The organism is Pantoea sp. CFCC18179 (assembly GCF_059412405.1).
The window spans coordinates 140,541-166,456 of sequence record NZ_JBNBPM010000004.1 but is presented as its reverse complement, the minus strand read 5'-3'; the positions used below and the strand labels follow the sequence as shown (position 1 = coordinate 166,456).

Below are 25,916 nucleotides of genomic sequence, written 5' to 3'. Positions count from 1 at the left end.
TTGACTGCTGGACGCGACAACGTAATCGGTTGCGGGGTTCCGTTCGCTTCACGCCTTTTATGTGATGCTCGTCACAAATACAATGAATCAAACTGCAACACTTTTTGACAAACGTGACCAAAATCTATTTTCTATGCCTCTGTTACAGGCACATTACGCGAGCTTGAAAATCTGGCGATTCAGACCGGATACAACAACACACCGCCCATCCCCTGGGATCAATTTCACCCGATCGCGGCGTTAGTCCAGCGGTCATAAGCATGTGGTTAACTATAATGAATTATAAATCGTTGATAGCAGGGGCCTTATTGGCCAGTAGCTGGACCGGCGCGGCACAAGCGGCAGACAGCGATCCGCAGTACGTTTCAGATTGGTGGCATCAAAGCGTTAACGTGGTCGGCAGCTATCACACCCGTTTTGGACCGCAGTTCAACAACGACGTGTATCTGGAATATGAAGCCTTCGCCAAAAAAGATTGGTTCGACTTCTACGGCTACCTCGATCTGACCAACTTCTTCGGCGTGGGTAATAGCAACGCCAACGGCGTGTTCGACCACGGTTCGCCGATGTTCATGGAAATTGAGCCACGTTTCTCGATTGATAAGCTGACCGGAACCGACCTGTCGTTTGGTCCATTCAAAGAGTGGTACTTCGCCAACAACTACATCTATGACATGGGTCGCAACAGCGATAGCCGTCAGAACACGTGGTACATGGGTCTGGGCACCGATATCGACACGCACAGCAAAGTGGGCCTGTCGCTGAACGTCTACGCCAAATACCAGTGGGAAAACTACGGTGCGGCGAACGAGAACAGCTGGGATGGCTATCGCTTCAAGGTGAAATACTTTGTGCCGATTACTGACCTGTGGGGCGGCAAGCTGAGCTACATCGGCTTCACCAACTTCGATTGGGGTTCGGATCTGCGTGATGAAACTGGTCCTTCACGTACCAGCAACTCGATCGCATCTAGCCACATTCTGTCGCTGAACTACGATCACTGGCACGTTTCGACCGTGGCGCGTTACTTCCACAACGGCGGCCAGTGGGCTGACGGCCAGGAGCTGAACTTCGGTAACGGTCCGTTTGAAGTGAAATCGACTGGTTTTGGTTATTATCTGGTAGTGGGTTACAACTTCTAATCGACAGAAGTATCGTGCGGTTTTAAAACGGTCGCCATGAATGGCGACCCTACGTTGTAGGGTGCGCATTTTTGCGCACCGCATCGAAAACCGCACTTACCCCAATCAAATCTGCGGCTTATACGCATTCACCATCCACGGCACGCCGAACTTATCGGTGAACATGCCGAAACCGTTGGCCCAAAACGTCGGCTCCCAATTTTTCGTCACCTTGCCGCCCGCCGATAACGCATCAAACCAGCGCTTGCCTTGGGCTTCATCCGGCGTCGATAAACTCACGGCAAACCCACCGTAATTCTGCGGCTGTCCGCCGTCGCTCATCATGATTTCGCCCTGCCCGATGCGCACATGCGCATGCATAATATCCTCAGGGGAAAATTTCATCCCGGATGGACAACCTTCGTCCTCCACCGGCGTTTCATCCGGCATATCGCCAAACGTCATCTTAAACAACAGCTCGCCGTCGGTCGCCGCAAGATAAAACGCGATCGCCTCTTCACAGCAACCGTCATAAAACAAATAGGGTGTCACTTGCATGGTTTGCTCTCCCTCAATGGATCGTCCAATGCAAGTGTAGTGGGCAATAATTAAACAGTTGCGAGCCAGGCCGCACTCTTACCTTTGCTGACAATAGCGGCGGAACAGCTGCGCCATATAGGCGCTCATTGGCGTTAGCGCGGTGTCTTTGCGCTGGATTAAATAGAAAGTAGCTTTGGGCAACGGCTCGTCGAGTTCGAGCGCAATTAACTGCCCGCCGTGGGTGGGATCTTCAATCACATCGCGCGAAATAATGCTGACGAAATCGCTCTGCGCCACCAGGCTGGTGCACGCCATAAAGGTTTCACAGGTAACCACGATTTTCGGTGCCATGCCGCGTTCGCCAAACATATCGTGCAGCAGTCGATAATAGCTGCCCTGCGGCGTCGGCATGGTCCAGTCGCACTGTTGCAGCTCAGCCAACGTGCGCGCATGCGCCATCGGATGGCCTTTGCGCATCACCACTTGATATTCGCGCTCCATCAAACGTTCGAATAACAATTCCTGATCGAGATGGTTTTTATCGTAGGTATTGATGGTGAAATCCAGTTCGCCCTGGCGCAGTTCATGCACCATCGAAACCAGCTGGCCTTCGACGATACGCACCTTCACCAGCGGATATTCACGATGAAACTGATTAATCACCAGCGGCATGATGGTGCGCGCGATACTGCCACCGACGCCAATATTCACCCGTCCACCGGCTAAACCCAGCCGCTGCTGAATATCCTCCTGCGCCACACGCAACTCTTCCAGCACTAAACTGGCATGTTGAAAAAAGTTATCACCGATATCGGTGAGCGTAACGCCTTGCTGCCTGCGCTCGAACAGGCGCGCGCCGAGCGTCAGTTCCAGTTCCTGAATTGCCTTGGTCAGCGCGGGCTGCGACAGCCCGGACAAACGGCTGGCGGCACGAATACTGCCCTGACGCGCCACGTCAACAAAAGCACGTAACTGATGAAGTTTGAGATGAGTCGACATCGTTGGGTGATAACCGTTGTTTATCAGTAGCAAGATATTCGCATCTTATGCCGGGTAAAACCAATGTGTAGATTCGACTGAATGCATAAAAAACCAACACAAAGGAAATGCCGATGAAAACCCTGCTTGATCTTGTCAACGCGCGTATCCCGCAGATGCAAACCTGGCGTCGCGATCTGCACCAGTTTGCCGAATCGGGCTGGCTGGAATTCCGCACCGCAACTTTAGTGGCCGAAGAGCTGCATCGCCTTGGTTATCAACTTCAGCTCGGCCGCGAAGTGATTGATGCCGATGCGCGCATGGGCTTGCCATCTGATGAGGTGCTGGCACAGCAAGAAGCGCGCGCGTTGGAGCAAGGGGCGCTGCCGCAGTGGATTAAACACTTCTCCGGCGGATTTTGCGGCGTGGTTGCCACGCTGGAAACCGGTCGTCCCGGCCCGGTGATGGGCTTCCGCGTGGATATGGATGCGCTCGATCAAAACGAAAGCCGCGCCGCCGATCACCTGCCAACGCGTGAAGGCTTTGCTTCGTGCAACGCTGGCATGATGCACGCTTGCGGTCACGACGGGCACACCACCATTGGCCTGGCGTTGGCAGGCGTATTGATGGAGATGAAAGATCAATTGAGCGGCACCCTCAAAATCATCTTCCAGCCCGCCGAAGAGGGTGTGCGCGGCGCGAAAGCGATGGTCGCCGCTGGCGTGGTGGATGATGTCGATCTGTTTACCGCCATTCACCTCGGCACCGGCGTGCCAGCCGGGGAAATCGTCTGCGGCAGCGACAGCTTCCTTGCCACCACCAAGCTCGACGTCCATTTCACCGGCGTTGGTGCGCACGCGGGCGGTAAACCCGAAGAGGGCCGCAATGCGTTGCTGGCGGCGGCGCAAGCCACTTTGGCGCTGCATAATTTGCCGCAACACAGCGGCGGCGTAGCGCGCGTCAACGTTGGCGTGTTGCAGGCGGGCAGCGGACGCAATGTCGTGCCAGATTTCGCACTGATGAAGGTGGAAACGCGTGGCGCCAGCAATGAGGTCAACGATGATATCTATCAGCAAGCGTTGCGCGTAATTGCCGGCGCTGCGGCGATGTACGGCGTTGAACACGACGTAAAACTGATGGGCGGTGCACGCAGTTGCACGCCAAGCCAGCCGTGGGTCGATTTCATCCACCAACAGGCTGATGCGTTAGGCATTTTCACCTCGGTAGTCGATACCAAACAGCAGGCGGCGGGTTCCGAAGATGCCACCTACATGCTGGAACGCGTGCAGCAGCGTGGCGGGCAATCCTCATACGTGATTTTTGGTTGTGAACTGGCGGCGGGCCATCACAACGCCAAATTCGATTTCGATGAAGCGATCATGGCGACGGCGGTACATACGCTGGCGACGCTGGCGCTGAATCAAGCGCAGTTTGGAGGCCAACGATGAGCCACAGCGAATTTATCGATCATTACATCAACGAAAACCAACCGCGTTTTAGTGCGTTGAGCGATGCAATTTGGGACGTGCCGGAAACGCGCTTTGAAGAGACGCAATCCTCTGCGCTGCTGGCCGATGCGCTGGAACAGGAGGGTTTTCACGTCGAACGCGGCGTCGGCAACATCGACACCGCTTTTGTCGCCAGCATCGGCAGCGGCAAGCCGGTGATCGCCATTCTCGGCGAATTTGATGCGCTGGCCGGTTTAAGCCAGCAATCGGGTTGCGCCACGCCGCAGCCGCTAGTGGAAAACGGCAACGGTCACGGCTGCGGCCACAATCTACTCGGCACTGCCGGACTAGCCGCCGCCTTCGCCATCAAAGCCTGGTGGGCGCAACACGGCCAACGCGGCACGCTGCGTTTTTACGGCTGTCCGGGCGAAGAAGGCGGATCGGGCAAAACCTTTATGGTGCGCGAAGGCTTGTTTGATGACGTCGATGCGGCGGTTACCTGGCATCCCGAAGGCTTTAGCGGCATGTTCAACCTCAGCACGCTTGCCAATATTCAGGCTGCTTTTCACTTCAAAGGCGTGGCGGCACACGCGGCCAACTCGCCGCATTTGGGACGCAGCGCGCTGGATGCGGTAACGCTGATGAACACCGGCGCCAACTTCCTGCGTGAACACATCGTGCAGGAAGCGCGTTTGCACTATGCGGTGACCAACACTGGCGGCGTTTCCCCCAATGTGGTGCAGGCCGATGCCGAAGTGTTGTATCTGATTCGCGCGCCGCAGCTCGATCAAGCGCAGGATATTTATCAGCGCGTGATTAACATCGCCAAAGGCGCGGCCCTGATGACTGACACGCAAATGACGGTGCGCTTCGACAAAGCCTGCTCTAATTACGTGCCGAATCGCGCGCTGGAAAGCGTGATGGAGCGCTATTTGCATCAGTTTGGTTTGCCTGACTACAGTGAAGCAGAACGCGCCTTTGCCGCCGAGATTCGATCCACACTGAGCAAGGACGATCTGCGCAACGCGCGTCTCAATGCGGCGCGTACCGGCGGCGAAGCGGGCGTGGCGTGGACCGAGGCGCTGGGCGACAAGATTTTGATGGATGAAGTGGCACCGTATGCGGTGACGCGCGAGTTGTTGTACGGATCGACCGATGTTGGCGATGTCAGTTGGGTCACGCCAACCGCGCAGTGCTTCGCGCCCTGCTTCGCCTTCGGTACGCCGCTGCACACCTGGCAGTTGGTGGCGCAGGGGCGCACCTCGATTGCGCATAAAGGCATGTGCCTGGCCGCCAAAGTGATGGCCGCCACCGCGCTAACGTTGTTGCAGGATGACGAAGCACTGGCGCGTTGCCGCGCGGAGTTTGAGCGGGTACGCAGCGAACAACCCTACGTTTGCCCGATTCCATCTGACGTAACACCATCGAAACTAGCCTAAACGTCGCGATATTCCTGGGGCGCAAAAATGCGCCCCCTACGTTGTAGGGTCGCCATTTATGGTGACCTCAGTACAAAAAACACAAAAAAATATAGCCCCGAGAGGGCATGCAAACACAACAAGACGACTGACGAGGAAAATCAATGGAAGCCACCACGGAGAGCCGCAGCCCCGGCAAACTATTCAGCCTAATTGAACGGGTCGGCAATAAAGTGCCCAACCCATTCTTATTGTTCGTTTATTTGATTGTGGTGCTGATGGTAGCCACTGCGATTATCAGCAATTTGGATGTGGCGGTAAAAAATCCCACCAATGGCGAATTGGTACGGGTGAACAACCTGCTGAGCGTCGCCGGCATTCAGTGGATCTTGCCCAACATCATCAAAAACTTCAGCGGCTTCACGCCGTTAGGATCGATTCTGGCGCTGGTGATTGGTGCCGGTCTGGCGGAAAAAGTCGGCCTGCTGCAATCGCTGATGGTGAAGATGGCTTCGCGCGTCAGCCGCCGCTATGCCAGCTACATGGTGCTGTTTATCGCCTTCTTCAGCCACATTTCGTCGGATGCCGCGCTGGTGGTGATGCCGCCACTCGGTGCGCTGATCTTCCTCGCGGTCGGTCGTCATCCGGTGGCCGGATTGCTGGCGGCGATTGCCGGCGTAGCGTCCGGATTTACCGCCAACTTACTGATCGTTACCACCGATGTCTTGCTGTCCGGCATTAGTACCGAAGCCGCCAAAGCGGTGAGCGAAACCGTGCATGTTAGCGTCATCGACAACTGGTTCTTTATGGCCAGCTCGGTAATTGTGCTGACCATCGCCGGTGCGCTACTCACTGACAAATTCGTCGAACCGCGCCTGCCTGCGTGGAATGGTGGCAATAACGATCGCCTGCCACCGCTGACCGCGCTGGAGAATCGCGGCCTGAAAGCCGCCGGTATCGCCGCGCTGGTGTTTATCGCATTGATGGCGCTGCTAGTGGTGCCGGAACACGCGCCGCTGCGCGATCCGAAAACCGGCAGCATCATTCCTTCGCCGTTTATTCAGGGCATTGTGCCAATCATCATACTGTTCTTCTTTGTGGTAGCGATTGCCTATGGCGCGGTAACCAAGCAGATTCGCCGCCCGGACGATATTCCGCAGTTGCTGGTTGATCCGATGAAAAGCATGGCGGGCTTTATTGTGATGGTGTTTCCGCTGTCGCAGTTTGTCGCCTTCTTTAATTGGAGCAACATGGGCAAGTTCATGGCGATTGGCCTGACCGATGTGCTGGAGAGCGCGGGTATTAGCGGCGCACCGGCGTTTCTCGGTTTGATGTTCCTGTCTGCGTTCTTGTGCATGTTTATCGCCAGCGGCTCGGCGATTTGGTCGATTCTCGCGCCAGTGTTTGTACCGATGTTTATGCTGCTTGGCTTCCATCCGGCTTTCGCGCAGATGATTTTCCGCATCGCCGATTCCGCAGTGTTACCGCTGGCCCCCATGTCGCCATTCCTGCCGCTGTTCCTGGGTTTCCTCCAGCGCTATCAAAAAGATGCGCAACTTGGCACCTATTATGTGCTGATCTTCCCCTATCCGGTGGTGTTCTTCATTAGCTGGATTGTGCTGCTGCTAGCGTGGTATGCCCTCGGTTTACCGATTGGTCCGGGCGTCTATCCCAGCCTGCCGTAACCCTGCGCCACGGACGGCGATCACATTTCTGTGAACTGCAACGTACGTTGCCAAAATGTCATCGTGACGCCTCTCGGCAACTTCTGCTGAATTTATTATCCTGCTATTCCTTCGCTTGCTAACGGTTAATTATTTTTAAAACCAATCTCAGCCGTCAGCGGGTTCTGCAAACACCGAGGTATAACAACAATGACAACAATCACGTCGACAGGGATGGCGAACGATCACATCAGCGCGGATCGCCGCACCTTAGCCGGGCGCATCGATGCGCTGCCCTCCTCCGCTGGTTTGTGGCGCTTCATCACGCTACTGGCGCTGGGCGGTTTCTTTGAACTCTACGATCTGTTTGAAACCGGCTACATCAGTTCCGGATTGGTGGCCGCTGGCGTGTTCCACACCGGTTCAGCGGGCGTATTTGGCATCGCCGATCAAGCCGCTTTCGCCTCCGCCACCTTCCTTGGCCTGTTCGTCGGTGCCAGCTTGCTCGCGCCGTACGCCGATCGCTTTGGCCGCCGCCTGACCTTCATGTGTGCGCTGGCGTGGTACGGCGTGTTCTCGCTATTAATGGCGTTCCAGCAAAGCGCCGAGATGATCATCCTGTTCCGCTTCCTGGTCGGCATTGGCCTTGGCGTGGAATTGGTAACCATCGATACCTATCTGTCGGAATGGGTACCCGCGCACCTGCGCAGCCGCGCGTTCGCCTTCTCATTCTTCGTGCAATTTCTGTCGGTACCGGCGGTGGCGTTGATGTCATGGTGGTTGGTGCCGCAAACCATTCTTAATCTGGAAGGCTGGCGCTGGGTGGTGATTGCCGGTGCGGTGTGTTCGCTGGTAATCTGGCTGATTCGTAAAAACCTGCCGGAATCGGCGCGTTGGCTGGCGCAACAAGGCCGCCATCAGGAAGCGCATCAGGTGCTGAGCGCAATGGAAAAACGCTGTGGCATCGAGCCAGGCGAAGATTTTTCCAATAATGATGCCGCCGCGCAACTGCCGAAAAAAGGCAAGTTCAGCGAGATTTGGTCTCCAGCCTATCGCAAGCGCACGCTGATGTTGGTGGTGATGAATTTCTTCCAGGCGATTGGATTCTTTGGCTTCGGCAACTGGCTGCCTGCGCTGCTGTCGGGCAAAGGCGCGACCGTCACCCACAGCCTGCTGTATGCGTTTTTCATTACGCTGGCGTACCCGCTCGGTTCGCTGATTTGCAGCCGCTACGCCGATAAGATCGAAAACAAATGGCAGATAGTTTTGTCTTCGCTGATGACGGTGGTGTTCGGCACACTGTTCGCCTTTATGACCCATCCGGTGCTGATGATCATCTGCGGTTTCCTGATCACCTACAGCAACGCGTGGCTGACCTTTAGCTATCACGCTTATCAAACCGAGATTTTCCCAACGCACATTCGCGCCCGCGCCGTGGGTTTCTGCTATTCGTTCAGCCGCCTGTCGACGGTGTTTAGCAGCATTTTGATTGGCATTATTTTGCAGTATGCCGGCAGCCAGGGCGTGATCGCCTTTATCGTGTTGAGCATGTTGATGGTGATGCTGTCGGTGGGCATTTATGGGCCGAAAACCCGTGGGATGGATTTGGAAAATATTTAAGGTCTGAGTCGTTTGTCCCTCTCCCACAAGTGGGAGAGGGAACCGATCTAGCACAAGACCAGATCAAGTGAGGGAAAAATTACTCCCCTTCCAACACCTTAATATCCGCGTTACCTTGGTGAGGTGACTCCTTACGCAACTTCGCCACATCTTTCGCCGTCACGCCAGACTTCACGCCATTGCCCCAGCTGCCGCGAATGAAGTTCACCACATCCGCCACTTGCTGGTCGTTGAGACGCCAGCCGAACGCCGGCATGGTGATCGCCGAAGGAGCGCCTTGCACGCCCGGCAAAGTACCGCCAACCAGCACAATGTGAATCAGCGAAGTCGGATCGTCAGCCATCACCACCGGATTACCGCGCAGTGCCGGGTAGAAGCGCTGATAACCGCTGCCGTCGGTTTTATGGCACGCGGCGCAGCTATCCACATACACGCCCGCGCCTGGCTGGCTGTCATCCCCTTTCCACAACGCTTTCGCGACAGCATCATCCTGCGTGAATACCGCCTGGCTGGTGTCTTTCGCGCCGAGGGATTTCAGATATTTAGCGATGGCGCTGATATCGTCATCACTCAGATATTGCAGGCTGTGCTGCACCACGTCGGTCATGCCACCAAACACTGCGGTGTGATCGTTACGGCCAAAGCGCAGGAACTGTTTGAGATCGTGTTCACTCCAGCGGCCTAAGCCATCGCGGTTATCGCCACGCAGATTGCTGGCGGTCCAGCCATCAATCGGTGCGCTGCTGCCGGAGAGATAATTATTCCCTTCGTCATTATTCAGCGCTTTTTCCTGCATGGTGATGCTACGCGGCGTGTGGCAAGCGCCACAGTGACCAAGCCCTTCCACCAAATAGCGACCGCGCGCCAACTGCGGATCTTCCTGCGCCGCAGGCTGGAACGCTTTCACGTCTGGCGCAAACATGCCGCGCCAAATCGCCAGCGGCCAGCGCATCGACAGCGGCCACGGAATGTCGCTGTCTTTATTGGCCTGCGCCACCGGCTGCACGCCGTGCATGAAGTAGGCGTACAGCGCCTTCATGTCGTCGTCGCTGACCACGGCATAAGACGGATACGGCATCGCCGGATACAGCGCGTCGCCATTTTTCGCTACGCCGTGACGCACCGCTTTCTGGAAATCGTCATAGCTGTAATCGCCAATGCCGTTGGTTTTATCTGGCGTGATGTTGGTGGAATAAATGGTGCCAATCGGCGTCGCCATTGGCAGTCCACCGGCAAACGGTTTGCCGCCTTCGGTGCTGTGACACGCCACGCAGTCACCGGCGCGCGCCAGATATTCACCGCGCTTTACCAACGCGTCCGAAGCGCTATCGTCCGCCATGGCGGCGAACGTCATCGTGCCCAGAAACAGGGCTAAAATGCTTTTGATCATCGCCGTGTTCCTTATGCTTGTACCAGCGGGCCAGGGTTTTTCAGATACTGTTCGCGAATGGCTTTGGCCGACCAATAGGTCAAGGCCGCGACCATGCCGGTTGGGTTGTAGCCGAGTCCTTGCGGGAACGCGGAAGCGCCCGGCACAAACACGTTCGAGACATCCCAGCTCTGCAAGTAACGGTTAACCGCACTGGTTTTCGGATCTTCACCCATGATCGCCCCGCCGCTCATGTGCGTGGTTTGATATACGGTGGTATCGAAGTGCGATCCCGGCCCTTTCGCGCCGCCGATGATCATTTTTGGGTTCATCGCTTCGGTGATTTTGCGCATTTTGCCAATCATAAATTGCGCCATCTTGATGTCGTTATCCTGCCAGTCAAAGGTCATACGCAGCAGCGGCTGGCCGTAAGCATCTTTGTAGTTCGGATCGAGATCGAGGTAGTTGGCACGATACGATTGGTGCGCGCCATGCGCATCCATCGAGATGTGATGGTTGTAGGTATCCGCAACCGCAGATTTCCACTGGCTGCCCCAATTCGGCGTGCCTTTTGGCGTGGGCAAACCAGAAATCGGTTTAGTACCCGCCTGGTTAACCCAGAATGGCGAACCGCCAACAAAGCCGTGTGGACCGTGATCGAAGTTGTCGGCGTTGAAATCATCCACCGCCACACCTGCGCCACCGGCACCGATAAACGGGTTGGTGGTGGTGTTTTTGTCGAACAGCGCTTTCAACGTGGAGATGTTCTGGTAGGCAAAGTTACGGCCTACTACACCTTCGTTGGAAATCGGGTTGTACGGCTTGCCGATGCCGGACAGTAGCATCAAGTGCACGTTGTGGAACTGGAACGCCGACAGGATCACCAGATCCGCTGGCTGCACCACTTCGCGGCCCTGGCCGTCGAGATAGGTCACGCCAGTGGCGCGCTTTTTGTCGTCGGTCAGATTGACGCGCAGCACGTAAGAGTTGTTGCGCAGCTCGAACTTCGGCTCCTGACGCAGCGCAGGCAGGATGTTGACGTTCGGCGAGGCTTTGGAATACATGTAGCAAGCGTAACCGCTGCAATAGCCGCAGAAGTTGCACGGCCCCATCTGCGCGCCGTAGGTGTTGGTGTACGGGCCAGAGGTATTCGCTGACGGCATATCATACGGATGATAGCCCACCGATTCAGCGGCTTGCGCGAACAACTGCGCTGAGTAGGTGCGCTTCTGCGCTGGGAGCGGGAAGTCGCTGGAGCGATCGGGCGCGTACGGGTTGCCGCCTTTCTCTTTGCCCTGCAACTTGCCTTTAATTGACCAGGCGCTACCGGAAGTACCGAACACTTTCTCGGCCTGATCGAAGAACGGTTCCAGCTCGTTGTAATTAACGCCGAAATCCTGAATCGTCATGCCTTCCGGGATGAAGTTTTTGCCGTAACGCTGCTCATAATGGCTGCGTAGGTTCAGCTCCACCGGATCAACACGGAAGTGCACGCCAGACCAGTGCAAACCTGCGCCGCCGGTACCGGTGCCCGGCAAAAACGCCGCCAGTTGACGATACGGCACCGCGGTTTGCGAAGCATCGTGGCGGATAGTGACGGTGCTTTTCGACAGATCCTGGAACAGCTTTTTACGGATGTTATAAGTCAATTCATCAATCGACTGCGGATAAGATCCATCCGGATAAGTATCACGATGCGGACCGCGCTCCAGCGCGACTACCGTCAGGCCCGCTTCGGTCAGCTCTTTGGCCATGATCGCGCCAGCCCAGCCAAAACCGACTACTACCGCGTCCACTTTTTTCAATTCATTTGCCACGCTTACGCCCTCTCCCCGCGAATATCCACTGACGGGAACGGATAACGTTCGCCGCGTTCCACCCAATCCATAAAGTCAGCGCGTGCGCCTGGGAAGCCAATCAGCTTCCAGCCCACCATACCTTGATTGCCGCCGTGGATCGGGTCGCTGAAATAACCCTCGCGGGTGTTTTGCAGCAGGAAGGAGAAGAAGGTTTTGGCCGGCAGCTGCGGGAACTCGGCGCTGCCGCTTTCAAATGCGGTCAGCAAGGCATCTTGCTGTTCGCCGGTGAGCTCCGCGAACACTTTGCCGTGCTGCTTTTTACTCCAGCCATCGGCATCGGCCAGGCCAAGGCGATAGATTTGTTGTGGCACTAAAGGCAGTTGATAACCGAGCTCTTTTGGCAGATCCGGGTTGAACGGGCCTTGCATGTACCAGTTGCTGCCGGTGGCGTAGGGGGTGTTCATTTGGCGATCGATAAATTCCGGCACACCGGCTTCCAGCGCGCCAGGACCGCGATCATCATTGGGGATCAGGCGCGCCACGGCCGCAGTAATAAAGGCGAATTCTTCGGCGGTGAACCAGCTCGGTTGATAGCTGCGCGCCTGTTGGGGTGAAGCGGTTGATTCTGCTGCCCCGGCGGCCATCGGCACCACCAGTGCGCCCATCGCCGTACTGCCTACCGCCATTGCCGGCGCCAGGGTGATGGTTCTCAGCAGAAAATCCCTGCGAGTATGGCCATTTTTTTGTTCTGACATGACATTGCCTCAGTACCACATATAATGCGGCATGAAAGTTAAGTAGTTGCGTTGTATTGTTTTTTTAGTGATAGCTTAAGGGATACAGCAGCACTGTTACCGGTAACAGTGCAAATATTGTAACACCATTGCTGGGGTTTAATTAGTTCTTAGAAACAAATTCGCACTAATTACTTAACAATTGTAGCTGCCGCTTTACATTGCAGCGGCGATGCTGTCATCGTCAGATACATCCCACAACAGACAGATAACGGTCTGAGACGGTATAAAAGAGTACACACAACAGCGGAGTGCCTATGTTTAAGTCCTTTTTTCCGCGGCCATCGCTGTTTTTCAGCTCAGCTGCGATTTGGAGTTTGATTGCAATTTTTGCCTGGTTTGGCTTTTTTAGTGACTTCCCAGCACGCTGGCCTGCCTTGCAGGCGGCGATGCAACAGCCGTTACCGACCAATGCCAGCCGATTCATTCATGCCAGCCAACTGTGGTTTTATGCCTATTACTGGATTATGACCGCGATCTTTGCGCTCACCTGGCGCGTGATTGATAACCATCCCTGGCAGCGCTGGTCAGTATGGGGCACCGCGCTGATCATCTTTATTACGTGGTTTAGCGTGCAGGTCAGTGTGGCGATTAACGCCTGGTATAATCCGTTTGGCGACATGATCCAGAAGGCGTTAAGCAAAGCCAACGCGGTCACTGTTGAAGAGTTCTACCGCCAGATTACCTCCTTCCTTGGTATTGCCCTGATCGCGGTGGTGATGGGGGTGATCAGTTCCTTCTTTATCAGCCACTGGATTTTCCGCTGGCGTACCGCGATGAACAATTACTACATGCATAACTGGCAACGCCTGCGCCATGTCGAAGGTGCCGCTCAGCGTGTGCAGGAAGACACCATGCGCTTCGCCACTACGCTGGAAGATTGGGGCGTCAGCTTCATCCAGGCCATCATGACCTTGGTGGCGTTCTTGCCGGTGCTGGTGGCGTTGTCGCACCACATCAAAGAAGTGCCGATTCTCGGTAACATCCCGTATGCGCTGGTGATTGCCGCAATTATCTGGTCAGTGTTTGGTACCGGTTTGCTGGCGCTGGTCGGTATTAAATTGCCGGGGCTGGAGTTCCGCAATCAAAAGGTTGAAGCGGCTTATCGTAAGGAATTGGTTTACGGCGAAGATCATGCGGATCGCGCAGCACCGCCAACAGTTGCCGAACTATTCAGCCGCGTGCGCTATAACTATTTCCGCCTGTATTTCCATTACTTGTATTTCAACATCACACGCATCCTCTATTTGCAGGTTGATAACGTGTTTGGCCTGTTTTTACTGTTGCCATCGATTGTTACTGCGTCGATTACGCTTGGCCTGATGAACCAGATTACCAATGTGTTTGATCAGGTGCGTTCATCGTTCCAGTACCTGATTACTTCATGGTCAACGCTGGTCGAGCTGATGTCGATCTACAAACGTCTGCGCAGTTTTGAGCAGATTTTGCAGGATATCCCGCACGACGAGATGATGCGCGAAGCATCTGAGTAAGGTGCGGTCATTGAAGCGGTGCGCATAAATGCGCACCCTACGTAGGGTCGCCATTCATGGCGACCTCACTTTTTTACCCCGCCAACACCTTAAACACCTGCTCAATGGCATAAGCGCCGGGATCTTTCACCCCATCCAAACTTTGCTGATTGAGATAGGCCGAACGCCCCGCTTTGGCGCTCTGCATTTTTGCGGTCGCATCCGCGCCCTGCTTCGCCGCCTGCGCTGCCGCAGCCAGTGATTCACCAGCCACCAACGCTTCCAGCGCCGGTTGCAGCGCATCGACTAAAGTACGATGCCCTGGCTGCGCGCCTCCGTAATGCTTCATGCGCTCCAGACCGTGCATCAACGCTTGCGGTAACGCGCTGCCCTCTTCCAGCTGCTGCCCAGCGCTGGTGAACAGAATCGACATCAACACGCCGCTTGATCCGCCCATCACCGTCGCCAACTGCTCACCAATCAGCGCCAGCAAGGTCGGTAATTCATTCAGCGGCAACTGTTTATCCTTTAAGCCACGCTGAATCTTCTTCGCCCCGGCGGCAAAGGTTGATCCGGTATCGCCATCGCCGACTTTGGCATCCAGCGCATTCAGCTCGCTTTCCAGATCGATCAGCGTTTGCGTCACACGCTCAACAATCTTCGCCACCTCCGCATTTTCGGAGGCATCGAAATCCAGCACGCTACCGATTTTCTCGGCACGTTGCAGGCTGATCGGCGCAAAGTCATACACCGGCACCCAACCCAGCACCTGAACCGGCGCGTTCAATGCTTCCAGGAATGGCTCTTCCAGCGCCAGCAGCGACAGCGAGAAACCTTTCATATCCAGCGCACTGACTAAGGTCGCAGGGCCAATCAAATGAGTGATGCGCGCCGCCAGCGCTGATTGCAGCACTTCACGCGTCAGCACCGCTAATTCAAGCTGTGAAAAGCCGCCGAGGTTGTTGATCAACAACAGCGCCTGTTTACCATCCGGTAGCGCCTGCGCCAGTTTATCGGTCATGATGCCGGTGATTTGGCGGCTGTTTTGCGTATCCAGCGTCACCACGCCCGGCTCGCCATGAATACCCATGCCCAATTCACTGTGTCCCGCTTCGACACGTTCATCGCGCTTCTCGCCGGGAATATGGCAGGTGGCAAAGGCCAAGCCAATCGACGAGGTGGCATCAATGGCGCGCTGTGCCAGCGCTTTCACTTCGTCCAGCGATTGCCCTTGTTCAGCGGCAAAACCGGCAATTTTGTGTACCAGCACGGTTCCTGCGATGCCGCGCGGCTGCGGATTTTCTGGCAAGGCGATATCGTCCTGCACCATCACCAATTCAACGTTGTAGCCAAGATTCTTGGCTTTCTCGGCGGCCAAACCAAAGTTCAGACGGTCGCCGGTGTAGTTCTTCACAATCAGCAGACAGCCAGCATCGCCAGTGACATTAACGATGGCGTTCAGCACCGCATCAACACTCGGCGAGGCGAAGATGTCGCCGCACACCGCTGCGGTTAACATGCCTTTGCCGACAAATCCGGCATGCGCCGGTTCGTGACCGGAACCGCCGCCGGAGATCAGCGCCACTTTGCTTTTATCCCAATCGGAACGCACCACTACGCGAATCTCGTCGCCGAGATCAAGGCGGCTCAGGTTGTGCCACGGCGTGCTGAGCAGCACCCCTTCGATGGCTTCGTTGACCAGATCGTTTTTCTCATGCATAAAAAACTGGCTCATTGCCTTCCCTCCAATGGTGTTGTCGTCCTACAAGGTAGCTTATATAGCGCGATAAAAGCGCTGCGGAGTGCGGAAATGCAAAGGGCGGCACAAGCCGCCCTCCAGTTTCAGAAAACTACCGATCAGAGTTCGATGCGCAGCACGCTATCCGGATTTTTCGGCGGCTCTTTGCGTGTGCCCGGTTGCTTGATGCTGACAAACAGCGTTTTGCCATCCGCCGATACCGCAAGGCTGTTTGGCAAGCCCGGCGCTTTCACCGTGCGCTTCACTTTATAGTTGCTGGCGTCAATGATGCTGATTTCACCGGCTTTGCGATGCGTGACGTACAGCTCATCGCGATCGGCATTGAACAGCACCGCCAATGATTCTGGCACATCGATCTTGTGGATCACCTGCTGAGTACGCAGATCCAGCACCAGCACCTGCGACTGTTTGGAATCGCTGAGGAAAGCGCGTTTTCCCTTGGTATCCAATGAGATATTCAGGAAGAAGTGATCCTTGTCGCCATCAATTTTCTGGCGCTTTTCAACGGCATTCAGCCGCGTATTGATGGTCACCAGTTCACCGTCGGCGTTGGTGACATACAGTTTCTGTGCTGCCGAATCGATGGCTAAACCGGTGCCCATTTTGCCGGTGTTCGGCACGGTGCTGACAAGTTTCAGGGTTTTGCCATCCACCACCCACACTACGCTCTGCTCACCAAGACCGGTGATGTAGACGCGATTAGTTGCCTGATCGACCGCCACCTGACGCGGTTGCAGTGGACGCACGGTTTCACTGCGCTGACGCCCATCCAACAACAGCGTGTTAATCACTTTGCCGCTGCTGGCATCAACCGCCGTCAACGACGCATCACGCGTATTGCCGAGGTATAAGATGTTGGTTTGTTGGTTAATGGCCGCGCCGAAGGTCGGCAAATCGGTATTGATGGTTTGCTTGATCGCTAAATCCTGCGGATCGAGACGATAAACGGTGCCACCTTTTTTATCGCTGCTGCTTTGTGCGGTGGCGAGGAACAGCGCGTTATCGCTGTTGCTGAACGCCAGTTCGTAAGCACCTTTGGAAATCACCTGGTTCAACGGCGGCGTTTCAGCCGCGATAGCCGCAGAGGTAGCAAACAGCGCCGTGGCTAACAGCAACGGACGCAACGCCCATGATTTTTTATTCGCCTTCATAACTTCTCCATAGCAAAAACACCGCCTTAAGCAGTGGAATGAAAGCTCGACATTACAACCAATGTTTAAAAGACAGCCCGAGGCGAGCTGACGAAGGATGTTACTTTTTGAGAATAGTAATCATTTCGGAAGGGAAGTGACAGGATTTTATCAGGGCAGAAACGCCGCCAGGGCGCCCGAAGGCACCCTGTCAGCACAGAACGTTAACGCAACTTATTTGGTCAGCTCGGCAGTCATGTGCACGCCGTTGTTGAAGTTGGCTTCGGTCACTTTATAGGAAGCACCAGCTTCATGCGCTTGAGCAGCGATTTGCGCTTCTGCGCCATCGATGGTTGAAGCGGTTGCAGTGATGCTTTGCGCAAAGCTAGCGAATGGCAGAACGGTCAGAGCAACAACAGCAGCAAAAGTTTTGATAGATTTCATGGTCAATTCCTTAATGGTCGTTTGATTGAGTAAGGCGTCATCGCCTTGTTGAGATACATAGTAGGCCGATACTCGATCAGTAAAAAGCGGAGAGATTTGCCGTAGTCGTTCGATTATTTTGAACATCAAAAGCACGTTAAGGTTAGATTTGGCGCAAACGGTTAAAAAACCAGGTTTTGAATAAAAGGCAGGATTTATGGCTGTGATAGGTGAAGCGGTGCGGGATTGAATCAGGTCACCATGAATGGCGACCTGACGGGAAATGGCGGCATAAATGCCGCCCATCAATTAACCGTGATGACGAACGCGGGTGAAAATGGTGATAGCGGCTAACAGCATCAGCACACCGCTGGCGAGGAACACGCCGCCGGCACCTTGCAGATCGAACATCCAGCCGCCCGCCGCTGCTCCTGCGGTAATCGCCAACTGAATCGTCGCAACCAGCAAACCACCGCCGGATTCGGCATCATCCGGCACCGCGCGGGAGATCCACGTTGACCAACCGGTTGGCATCGAACCAAACGCCAGGCCCCAAAGCGCTACGCCCGCTGCGACTAACCACGATACCTCGCCAAAACTCACCAGCAGCAACGCCGTCACGCTCATCACCAGCGCCATTGCGGTCAAGGTCAGCGACACGCTGCGCGTCACCAGATACCCGGCCAGCGAGGTACCAAAGAAGTTCGCCACGCCAAACGCCAGCAGCACCAACGACAGCTGATTAACGTTAAGTTGTGCGCTGCCTTCCAGGAACGGACGCAGATAAGTAAAGAAGGCGAAGTGGCCGGTAAACATCATGATCACCGCCAGCATGCCCCAGCGCATCACGCTTTTACGCAGCAGATCCAACACGCCACCGCTGCGCGCCTTGTTGACCGGCGGCATGGCGGGCAAGGTAAAGAACTGCCACAACAGCGCCAGCACGCCGAGCGCAGCCGTCAGCATAAAGATGTTACGCCAGCCGATAATGCCACCGAGATAGCTCCCCAGCGGCGCAGCAATAATGGTTGCCAGCGAAATGCCGCTAAAGACGATTGAGAGCGCACGCGGTACCTGATCGCTCGGCACCAAACGCATGGTAATCGCCGTTGAGAGCGTCCAGAAGCCGCCAATCGCTACGCCGAGCAGCACGCGCGCCAGCAGAATCATCGGCAGGTTTTCCGCAAAGGCCACCAGCAGCGCTGAAGCGATCAGCAGCAAGGTAAAGCCCAGCATCACCACGCGGCGGTCGAGTTGGCGCGTCACATTACCAATCACTAAACTGGTCAACAGCGCGACCAACGCAGTCACCGTGACGGTTTGCCCCGCTTGCCCTTCGCTGATGCTGAGTGAATCGGCAATCGGTGTCAGCAAGCTCACCGGCAAGAACTCTGCGGTGATCAAACCAAACACGCCAAATGCCATGGCGAACACTGCGCCCCACGCCGGTTTATCCACTTCTATTGGTGTTTCGATAACTTCAGTATCCAGGCTCATCTGTGATCCCCATCACAAAATATTTAGCGTTAAGCATAGTGAGACAATGCAAGACGATCTATGATGCAGAAACTTTGTTTTTTGATTATTCGTCTGGATTCGTATGAGCCGCTATGAAGATCTGACCAGTGAATTGCTGATGGGCATGCGCCTGTATGGCGTGAAATATCAGCGTATCGCGCTGCACGCGCCGTTTGGTCTGCAATATGACGATGCGCCGGGCAAGGCGCAGCTGCACTTTGTGGGTCGAGGTTCATTGCTGATCCGCTCAGCCTCCGGCGTGATTTATCCGCTGCAAGCTGGTGATGCCATCTTGATTCCGCACGGCAAGCCGCACGCGTTAATCTCCGACGAAGCGGCCACCTGCGTGCCAATTTCGACATTTAATAGCCGACCCATCTGCGACAGCGTGTGCGCCATCGACGACAGCGCAGAAGTGTGTGCCGATGACAGCGATGTGATTCTGTTTAGCGCCTGCATGGCGTTTGAACTCGGCGGCATGCAGCCGTTGGTGCACACCATGCCGGATGTGATGCTAGTCAGTACGCTGCTGGCGCAATATCCCGAAATCCAACCGATTCTGGATGCAATGGAACGCGAGACGCGCCAGCGCAAAGCCGGTTTCGCCGGGATTTTGTCGCGACTGGCTGATGTGGTGGCGGCGCAGATCGTGCGTGGCTGGGTGGAAAACGGCTGCGGCAAAGGCAGCGGCTTGGTGCAGGCGCTGCGCGATCCCCGTTTGAGCCTGGCGATGGCGGCGATGCACCGTGAACCGGGCGAAAACTGGACGGTGGAGCGTTTGGCGCGTGAATCGGGCAGTTCGCGTTCGGTGTTTGCTGCGCGCTTCCAGAGCGCCACCGGCATGACGCCGCTGCGTTATCTCACCGAATTGCGCATGCGATTAGCGGTAGAACGCATTGTGCATGAAGGCGAAGCGGTGGAAAGCGTGGCCTTCCACCTCGGTTACGGTTCGCTGGCAGCATTTAGTCGCGCCTTTAAACGCATCGTCGGCACGCCGCCCGGCGCATTACGCGCCGAACGTGCTGAGCGTTAACGGAATACGCTGATCGCTTCCACCAGGCGATTGGCTTGATGCTTCATGCGTTCAGAGGCTTCGGCACTTTCTGCCACGCGCGCGGCGTTTTGATGGGTGATGTCGTCGAGATCTTCCACCGCGGTACTCACCTGCGTCAACGCGATAGCTTGTTCCGCCGTCGCGCCGCTGATTTGCGCAATCAACGCAGAGACATTCTGCACCTGCCCAACAATTTCCTGCATGGTGTGACCGGCCGCATCGGCGTGATCGCTGCCGGATTGCACGCGACTGGCGCTGGTTTCCACCAACATTTTGATTTCGCTGGCGGCTTTAGCGCTGCGCTGCGCCAGGCTGCGCACTTCACCCGCCACCACGGCAAAGCCTTTGCCCTGCTCGCCTGCGCGCGCCGCTTCTACCGCTGCATTGAGCGCCAGAATGTTGGTCTGGAAAGCGATGCCATCAATCACGCTGGTGATGTTAGCGATGCGCTTCGAACTGTCGGCAATTTCCGCCATCATGCCGACCATTTCTTGCATCACTTCGCCACCTTTGATCGCCGCATGGCTGGTGTTCTCTGATAAACCATTCACCTCTTTGGCGCTGTCGGTGTTGCTTTTCACCGTGGCGGTCATTTCATTCATGGTGGCGGCGGTTTGCTGCACGTTGGCAGCGGCTTGTTCAGTGCGACGGCTCAATTCGTCGTTGCTGCGTGAGATAGCATCGCTGGCGTTGAGCACGTTGATCGCCTGGCCGCTGACATCATCCACCAGCCAGCGGAACATCAAGCCGAGTTGGCCGATGGCGCGCAGCGTGACGCCAATTTCATCGACACGATCAATTTGTTCCACGCTGTGGCTGGCGCCGGTTGCCACGCTGAGCGCCTGCTTGCACATGCGCTCCATCGGACGCGAAATCTGCTGCTCCAGCCAGAAACTTGCCAGCAATAACAGTCCTGCCATGCCACCCGCAAAGCAGCCGATCGCCAGCGGAGCGAGGCCAAGCAGCCACACGCCAATCACCGCAAGCGGCAGCAGCGTGAGCAAAGTGGATCGGATACGCCAGCGCAGCGGCAAGGTTTTCAGAATCGAACCGAGGCGACGCCAGCCAGTGCCAATAATTAAGCCTTTATGGAAACGACGGCCTTTGGCGCGACCTTCACGGAAATCGCGGTACAGCGCTTCCGTCTGCTTGATCTCCTGTGACGAGGGCTTGGTGCGCACCGACATAAAACCCTGCACTTTGCCGTCGCGCACCACCGGAATGGCATTGGCGCGCACCCAATAGTGATCGCCATTCTTGCGGCGGTTTTTCACCAGCGCCGTCCACGGCTCGCCCTGTTTCAACGTCGACCACATATCCGCGAACGCTTCTGGCGGCATATCCGGGTGGCGCACCATGTTGTGCGGCTGGCCATTAACCTCTTCCGGGCTAAAACCGCTGACCTCAATAAAAGCATCGTTGGCATAGGTGATATAGCTGTTGAGATCGGTGGTCGACATCAGCGTGGCGTTATCATCGAAAATGAATTCGCGCTGAGTGATGGGCTGGTTGTTACGCATGTGTGTGTCCTTGCAATACGCAGGCTAAAGGAAAAAATCAATTATGCTTTTTTATCTTTTCGGCACGTTTGGCGTGTGGCTTTAGCGTTTTTCACCTGATTGCATCAGGTTTGGGAAATGACTCGCACTTTATCGCCTGCGTTTGAACGATAAATTTTCATTTAGGGTAGTTAGAATCGAGGTTTAGCGGCGAGTAGTGCTGGAAAACGTAACGTGCTTCAGGCTCAGTTAAAATCTCACTTTATTCACTTAGGGATTGAGACTTTGCTCGAAGCTCCGAATCACGATATTTAAGGATGCATCAATTGAATTTATAACGAAAAATTTAAATCAAAATAAAAAATCAACCCATTGAATTTATTGATATTAAATAAAAAAAATTAATGCATACATTAGTTGACAATCAATTGGGACATTTCTCGTCAAATAAACACTTCATTCCCGAAATACTGCGCACTGATTTCACATGACGCACAGTAATTAAAAGGATTGAATAATGAGCACATCTAAGAACCAGAATACCTCTCGCATTGCACAAGCAAGTGCCAACACGGCTTCCATCGCTAATGCAACAGCCAATACGTTGCCACCGATCGTACCAATTAAACCTAACGAAGCCATCATCGATACCATCCGCTCACCGATTAATGGCCGACTTGCGCCGATCGAATCAGGTGGAAATATTGAACAAGACAACCTGGTTTTCGAAGGCCGCGCAACGCCAAATATGCGCGTCATCATTTATGACAACGGCGTAGAAATTGCCCGCGTCATCGCGAATTCATCGGGTAGATGGGTGTATAGCGCGCAGGGATTTGACGGTGGCGAGCACAGCTTTACTGCTCAGGTTGTTGGTGCTGGTAACCCGATCTCTGGCAGCTACGATATTAATTTCCCAGCAATGCCTGAAGTGCCAGTTGAGCCCGAAGTGCCAGTTGAGCCTGAAATCCCAGTTGAGCCCGAAGTGCCAGTTGAGCCTGAAGTGCCAGTTGAGCCCGAAGTGCCAGTTGAGCCTGAAGTGCCAGTTGAGCCTGAAGTCCCAGTTGAGCCTGAAGTCCCAGTTGAGCCTGAAGTGCCAGTTGAGCCTGAAGTCCCTCAAGTGCCAGTAACGGTTGAATTTGTTTACGATAACAACAACCCTTACGTGCCAAAAACGCTGCGTTCTGGCGACACGACTCAAGACACCACGCCACGCTTCGACGGTAAAGCCGCAGCGAATACGCTGATCAGCTTGCTTGATGGCGACAAAGTTATTGCGTCAACCACCTCTGATGCCTGGGGCAACTGGAGCATTACGCCAACCCTGAGCGCGGGCAGCCATAGTCTGGTGTTTAAGGCCGGTGAAGGCGTAGCCACTCAACCTTTCCTGTTGAACATCACGCTGGCAGAATCTCAGCCAATCGAAATCACCAATGTGATTGATGATTCCGATCGCTACAATTACAAACCGATCAAATCAGGTGAAACCACACAAGACACCACGCCACGCTTTATGGGCAAAGCCGGTGCTAATACGCTGATTCGCCTGTTTAACGGTGATAAAGAGATTGGCTCTACAGTAGCGGATTCTCAGGGCTACTGGAGTTTGACGCCAACCCTGCCAGCGGGCAGCTACAATCTGGTGTTCAAAGCGGGTGAAGGCTCTGACAGCAAGCCGTTTGCGCTGACCATCGCTTCAGCCGATGCGCAGCCAATCGAGATTTGGGGTGCACAGGAAGATTCAGCCGGTTACAACCGTTATCTGTCACCTGGCTCGACCATCAAAGACACCACGCCATATTTCCACGGCAAAGCGGGCGCGAATGTAGTGATCCGTTTGTTTAATGGCGAAAAAGAGATTGGTTCAACCACCTCTGATGCATGGGGAAGCTGGAGCCTGACACCAACCCTGACAGCGGGCAGTTACAACCTGGTATTTAAAGCCGGGGAAGGTTCAGCTACCAAGCCATTCCCGCTAACTATCATTACTAATGATGCTGAGCCGGTTGACGTTACGGGTATTTATCAAGACACCAATGGCTGGAATGAGCGCATTTTTGGTGACACCACCCAAGATACCACCCCGCGTTTCTCTGGTCGCTCAGGTGCTGATGTTGTGATCTACATGTACAACGGCGCACAGTTAGTTGGCTCAACCGTGGCTGATTCTCGTGGTATCTGGAGCATCACGCCAGAGTTGGACTATGGCAGCTACAACTTTGTCTTTAAAACTGCACAAGGCACCGCCAGCGCGCCTGTTGCCCTCACCATCACGGCACCGGAAGCTGTTAAGCCGCAGGTGCCAGAAATTGAGTTGGTCATTGATGATGCCGGCCAGCAACGAGGTCTGATTAAGAAGAACTCAACCACCGATGATGATACGCCACGGTTTATCGGTAACGCCGAGCCAAACAGTTTGGTACAGATCTTCGATAACGGGGTGAAAATCGGCGAACGTCGTGTGTCTGCTTCTGGCTACTGGGAGTTCACCCCGGTTAATCCAGCCTACCTGGAAAACGGTAAACACAGTTTTGTCATTAAGAGCAGCAATGGCAGCGAAACTGAAGCGTATGATTTCACCATTAAAGTTCCGGTAAGTATCAACTTTGTTGGCAGCAATTCTGGTGAAAAAACCGGTGACAACTCAACTGAGGACACCACGCCATTACTGCGCGGTCAAGGCCCGAAAGGCGTGCTGGTTCGTCTGTATGAAGGCGATAAAGAGATTGGTTCTGTTGTTACCAGTATGCGTGATGGCAGCTGGACCTTTAACGTTACCGATCCGCTGGCAGCCGGTGCGCATAGCATCGTAGCGAAAGTGGGCAACGACAACGTTAGCGCCCAGTTTGATTTCGTGATCACGGCGCCAGAAGTCCCAGTTGAACCAGAAAACCCATTCGTTATCACTCAAGTAGTTGATGAATTCTTCAATACCGGCGTACTGAAAGAAAACAGTCAGACTGATGATAACCAACCACGTTTGCATGGTCGCGCTCCTGCCAACTCTCTAGTGCACATCTTCGATAACGGCCAGGAAATCGGTTCAACCATGTCTGATCGTGATGGTGGATGGACATTTAAACCTGCCACGGCGCTCTCGCTGGGTAATCACGTGATTACCGTTGGTGAAGGCAGCAGTAATGCTAGCGCAGGTTTCAATTTCGAAGTCATTGCGACTCAAGTTGCCGCGCCGGTAGTGCTCGGTGGTATCAGCGAGTATGGCGGCATTGAAAGCTTCGCTTATAACGCCAACATTTTTGACAATACGCCGGTATTTAATGGTGTTGCACAAGCCGGTTCTCTGGTGACCATTGCGATTGATGGCAACATCGTCGGTAGCGCGTTGGCCGATCAAAATGGTCGCTGGAGCTTCCAGACCACTGAACCGTTGGTCGCGGGTGGTCACGAAGTCGTGGCATCCAGTGCCAATGGTGCGACTGGTCCGAAATTGATCTTCTCGCTGGCGAGTCCGGAAGAGTACAACATCACCTTTGGTGCTTATAACGATGTAACTGGTGAAGCGTTTATTGGTCATCAAGAAGTGACCAATGATGCAACGCCACTACTGCGCGGTCTGGCTGCTCAGAACATCGTGCTGGAAATCTACGACAACGGTCAGTTGGTGGGTAGCGTGCTGACAGCGCAAGATGGCACCTGGTCGTTCCAGTTGGCTCTCGCCAATGGCGCGCACAGCATTACTGTGAAAGGAGAGTACAAAGAAGGTCTGTTTGCTCGCGAATTCACCGTTGAAGCGGATGCAAACGCCGATATTGTCTCTATCGACTCCATCACCGGCCGCTACTTTGATTACGATAACTCGCAGCCTTCTGGCGGTGATCCAATCAACGACAACAGCATCGTGCTGTATGGCAAAGCAGCGCCAGATGCCACCGTGCAATTGCTGACCACCGATGGCCGCTCACTGGGCTTCACTGGCGCAACCATCGACGGTAAATGGTATCTCGAAGTGGACAGCCGCTTTGAAGATGGCGAATACAGCGTGATTGCCCGTGTGAACGGTGTCGATAGCGAAGTGTTTACCTTCCAGATCGGTGAACCTGCGCCTGCTAGCAAAAACGAGGAGATCAACCTGTTTGATATCTTGGGTGCAGATTTGCTGGGCGATGCGCAAGAAACCTTGCTGGATAAAGAGGTTGAAGCAGAAGCACAGCCGGTTAGCCTGAATCTCTCTCAGGCGGATCTTTCTGTAACCACCACTTCAGGTATTGCAACCAGCACCGTTGCGGCTGCAAACCTGCAAGACGAGCAGTATCAGGCAATCTAACGTCTGAGTAAGCCATGATGTAATG

General features: G+C 54.8%; 18 protein-coding genes. 8 read left to right on the top strand and 10 right to left on the bottom strand.

Annotated features, from left to right (window positions below; genetic code table 11):
• Positions 1–275: 275 nt before the first annotated feature.
• Positions 276–1,142, top strand: coding sequence for a nucleoside-specific channel-forming protein Tsx (locus ACPUC7_RS10270; RefSeq protein ID WP_494922860.1), 867 nt, complete (start codon positions 276–278; stop codon positions 1,140–1,142).
• Between the two features lie 105 nt (positions 1,143–1,247).
• Here the strand turns inward: ACPUC7_RS10270 and yjdN are convergent, their stop codons facing one another.
• Together yjdN and ACPUC7_RS10260 are read right to left on the bottom strand one after the other, a co-directional pair.
• Entirely contained in the window at positions 1,248–1,679 is a 432-nt protein-coding gene (yjdN, locus tag ACPUC7_RS10265; protein WP_494922859.1) for a VOC family metalloprotein YjdN, read from the bottom strand.
• A 78-nt stretch (positions 1,680–1,757) separates the two neighbouring features.
• Positions 1,758–2,660: a LysR family transcriptional regulator gene (locus ACPUC7_RS10260; RefSeq protein ID WP_494922858.1), complete on the bottom strand. Its 903-nt coding sequence runs from the start codon at positions 2,658–2,660 to the stop codon at positions 1,758–1,760.
• A 113-nt stretch (positions 2,661–2,773) separates the two neighbouring features.
• On the opposite strand from ACPUC7_RS10260, the gene ACPUC7_RS10255 reads away from it, so the two are divergent.
• The 4 genes from ACPUC7_RS10255 (at position 2,774) to ACPUC7_RS10240 (ending at position 8,789) form a co-directional block, all read left to right on the top strand.
• The gene (locus tag ACPUC7_RS10255) at positions 2,774–4,087 is read left to right on the top strand and encodes an amidohydrolase (RefSeq protein ID WP_494922857.1); all 1,314 of its coding nucleotides are present in this window, start codon (positions 2,774–2,776) and stop codon (positions 4,085–4,087) included.
• Entirely contained in the window at positions 4,084–5,526 is a 1,443-nt protein-coding gene (locus tag ACPUC7_RS10250) for a M20 family metallopeptidase (RefSeq protein ID WP_494922856.1), read from the top strand. Before ACPUC7_RS10255 ends, ACPUC7_RS10250 begins: the two co-directional genes overlap by 4 nt.
• Positions 5,527–5,669: 143 nt before the next feature.
• A complete protein-coding gene (abgT, locus tag ACPUC7_RS10245) occupies positions 5,670–7,190 on the top strand; it encodes a p-aminobenzoyl-glutamate transporter (protein WP_494922855.1) in 1,521 nt (506 codons plus the stop codon).
• A gap of 189 nt (positions 7,191–7,379) precedes the next feature.
• Positions 7,380–8,789 (top strand): MFS transporter, encoded by a 1,410-nt coding sequence (locus ACPUC7_RS10240; protein WP_494922854.1) that lies wholly within the window; start codon positions 7,380–7,382, stop codon positions 8,787–8,789.
• 79 nt (positions 8,790–8,868) lie between these two features.
• On the opposite strand, the gene ACPUC7_RS10235 is transcribed toward ACPUC7_RS10240, so the two are convergent.
• The 3 genes from ACPUC7_RS10235 to ACPUC7_RS10225 are packed head-to-tail and all read right to left on the bottom strand — an operon-like array spanning position 8,869 to position 12,712.
• A complete protein-coding gene (locus ACPUC7_RS10235) occupies positions 8,869–10,179 on the bottom strand; it encodes a c-type cytochrome (RefSeq protein ID WP_494922853.1) in 1,311 nt (436 codons plus the stop codon).
• Positions 10,180–10,190: 11 nt separating this feature from the next.
• On the bottom strand, positions 10,191–11,975 hold the full coding sequence (locus tag ACPUC7_RS10230; protein WP_343552306.1) for a GMC family oxidoreductase: 1,785 nt from the start codon (positions 11,973–11,975) through the stop codon (positions 10,191–10,193).
• 2 nt (positions 11,976–11,977) lie between these two features.
• Positions 11,978–12,712: a gluconate 2-dehydrogenase subunit 3 family protein gene (locus ACPUC7_RS10225; RefSeq protein WP_343552307.1), complete on the bottom strand. Its 735-nt coding sequence runs from the start codon at positions 12,710–12,712 to the stop codon at positions 11,978–11,980.
• A gap of 296 nt (positions 12,713–13,008) precedes the next feature.
• Here ACPUC7_RS10225 and sbmA point away from each other — a divergent pair, with 296 nt between their 5' ends.
• Positions 13,009–14,244 (top strand): peptide antibiotic transporter SbmA, encoded by a 1,236-nt coding sequence (gene sbmA / locus ACPUC7_RS10220; RefSeq protein WP_494922852.1) that lies wholly within the window; start codon positions 13,009–13,011, stop codon positions 14,242–14,244.
• A gap of 73 nt (positions 14,245–14,317) precedes the next feature.
• On the opposite strand, the gene ACPUC7_RS10215 is transcribed toward sbmA, so the two are convergent.
• The 4 genes from ACPUC7_RS10215 to ACPUC7_RS10200 form a co-directional block, all read right to left on the bottom strand.
• Positions 14,318–15,958 (bottom strand): dihydroxyacetone kinase subunit DhaK, encoded by a 1,641-nt coding sequence (locus ACPUC7_RS10215; RefSeq protein WP_494922851.1) that lies wholly within the window; start codon positions 15,956–15,958, stop codon positions 14,318–14,320.
• A gap of 122 nt (positions 15,959–16,080) precedes the next feature.
• Complete coding sequence (yncE, locus tag ACPUC7_RS10210; protein ID WP_494922850.1) at positions 16,081–17,133, bottom strand: 7-bladed beta-propeller protein YncE; 1,053 nt, start codon at positions 17,131–17,133, stop codon at positions 16,081–16,083.
• Positions 17,134–17,346: 213 nt separating this feature from the next.
• A complete protein-coding gene (locus tag ACPUC7_RS10205; protein ID WP_343552311.1) occupies positions 17,347–17,556 on the bottom strand; it encodes a YdgH/BhsA/McbA family protein in 210 nt (69 codons plus the stop codon).
• Positions 17,557–17,844: 288 nt separating this feature from the next.
• Positions 17,845–19,032 (bottom strand): MFS transporter, encoded by a 1,188-nt coding sequence (locus ACPUC7_RS10200; RefSeq protein WP_494922849.1) that lies wholly within the window; start codon positions 19,030–19,032, stop codon positions 17,845–17,847.
• Positions 19,033–19,135: 103 nt separating this feature from the next.
• Here ACPUC7_RS10200 and ACPUC7_RS10195 point away from each other — a divergent pair, with 103 nt between their 5' ends.
• A complete protein-coding gene (locus tag ACPUC7_RS10195) occupies positions 19,136–20,086 on the top strand; it encodes an AraC family transcriptional regulator (protein WP_343552313.1) in 951 nt (316 codons plus the stop codon).
• Here ACPUC7_RS10195 and ACPUC7_RS10190 read toward each other — a convergent pair.
• A complete protein-coding gene (locus ACPUC7_RS10190; protein ID WP_494922848.1) occupies positions 20,083–21,627 on the bottom strand; it encodes a methyl-accepting chemotaxis protein in 1,545 nt (514 codons plus the stop codon). The two genes, ACPUC7_RS10195 and ACPUC7_RS10190, sit on opposite strands and share 4 nt — an antisense overlap.
• 496 nt (positions 21,628–22,123) lie before the next feature.
• On the opposite strand from ACPUC7_RS10190, the gene ACPUC7_RS10185 reads away from it, so the two are divergent.
• On the top strand, positions 22,124–25,891 hold the full coding sequence (locus ACPUC7_RS10185) for an Ig-like domain-containing protein (protein WP_494922847.1): 3,768 nt from the start codon (positions 22,124–22,126) through the stop codon (positions 25,889–25,891).
• Positions 25,892–25,916: the final 25 nt, after the last annotated feature.

Coding starts and splice junctions, on each gene's coding strand:
- ACPUC7_RS10205 (WP_343552311.1), bottom strand. CDS start 17,556: ATGAAATCTATCAAAACTTTTGCTGCTGTTGTTGCTCTGACCGTTCTG.
- sbmA (WP_494922852.1), top strand. CDS start 13,009: ATGTTTAAGTCCTTTTTTCCGCGGCCATCGCTGTTTTTCAGCTCAGCT.
- yjdN (WP_494922859.1), bottom strand. CDS start 1,679: ATGCAAGTGACACCCTATTTGTTTTATGACGGTTGCTGTGAAGAGGCG.
- ACPUC7_RS10195 (WP_343552313.1), top strand. CDS start 19,136: ATGAGCCGCTATGAAGATCTGACCAGTGAATTGCTGATGGGCATGCGC.
- ACPUC7_RS10235 (WP_494922853.1), bottom strand. CDS start 10,179: ATGATCAAAAGCATTTTAGCCCTGTTTCTGGGCACGATGACGTTCGCC.
- ACPUC7_RS10270 (WP_494922860.1), top strand. CDS start 276: ATGAATTATAAATCGTTGATAGCAGGGGCCTTATTGGCCAGTAGCTGG.
- ACPUC7_RS10260 (WP_494922858.1), bottom strand. CDS start 2,660: ATGTCGACTCATCTCAAACTTCATCAGTTACGTGCTTTTGTTGACGTG.
- yncE (WP_494922850.1), bottom strand. CDS start 17,133: ATGAAGGCGAATAAAAAATCATGGGCGTTGCGTCCGTTGCTGTTAGCC.
- ACPUC7_RS10185 (WP_494922847.1), top strand. CDS start 22,124: ATGAGCACATCTAAGAACCAGAATACCTCTCGCATTGCACAAGCAAGT.
- ACPUC7_RS10215 (WP_494922851.1), bottom strand. CDS start 15,958: ATGAGCCAGTTTTTTATGCATGAGAAAAACGATCTGGTCAACGAAGCC.
- ACPUC7_RS10240 (WP_494922854.1), top strand. CDS start 7,380: ATGACAACAATCACGTCGACAGGGATGGCGAACGATCACATCAGCGCG.
- ACPUC7_RS10255 (WP_494922857.1), top strand. CDS start 2,774: ATGAAAACCCTGCTTGATCTTGTCAACGCGCGTATCCCGCAGATGCAA.
- ACPUC7_RS10200 (WP_494922849.1), bottom strand. CDS start 19,032: ATGAGCCTGGATACTGAAGTTATCGAAACACCAATAGAAGTGGATAAA.
- ACPUC7_RS10225 (WP_343552307.1), bottom strand. CDS start 12,712: ATGTCAGAACAAAAAAATGGCCATACTCGCAGGGATTTTCTGCTGAGA.
- ACPUC7_RS10190 (WP_494922848.1), bottom strand. CDS start 21,627: ATGCGTAACAACCAGCCCATCACTCAGCGCGAATTCATTTTCGATGAT.
- abgT (WP_494922855.1), top strand. CDS start 5,670: ATGGAAGCCACCACGGAGAGCCGCAGCCCCGGCAAACTATTCAGCCTA.
- ACPUC7_RS10250 (WP_494922856.1), top strand. CDS start 4,084: ATGAGCCACAGCGAATTTATCGATCATTACATCAACGAAAACCAACCG.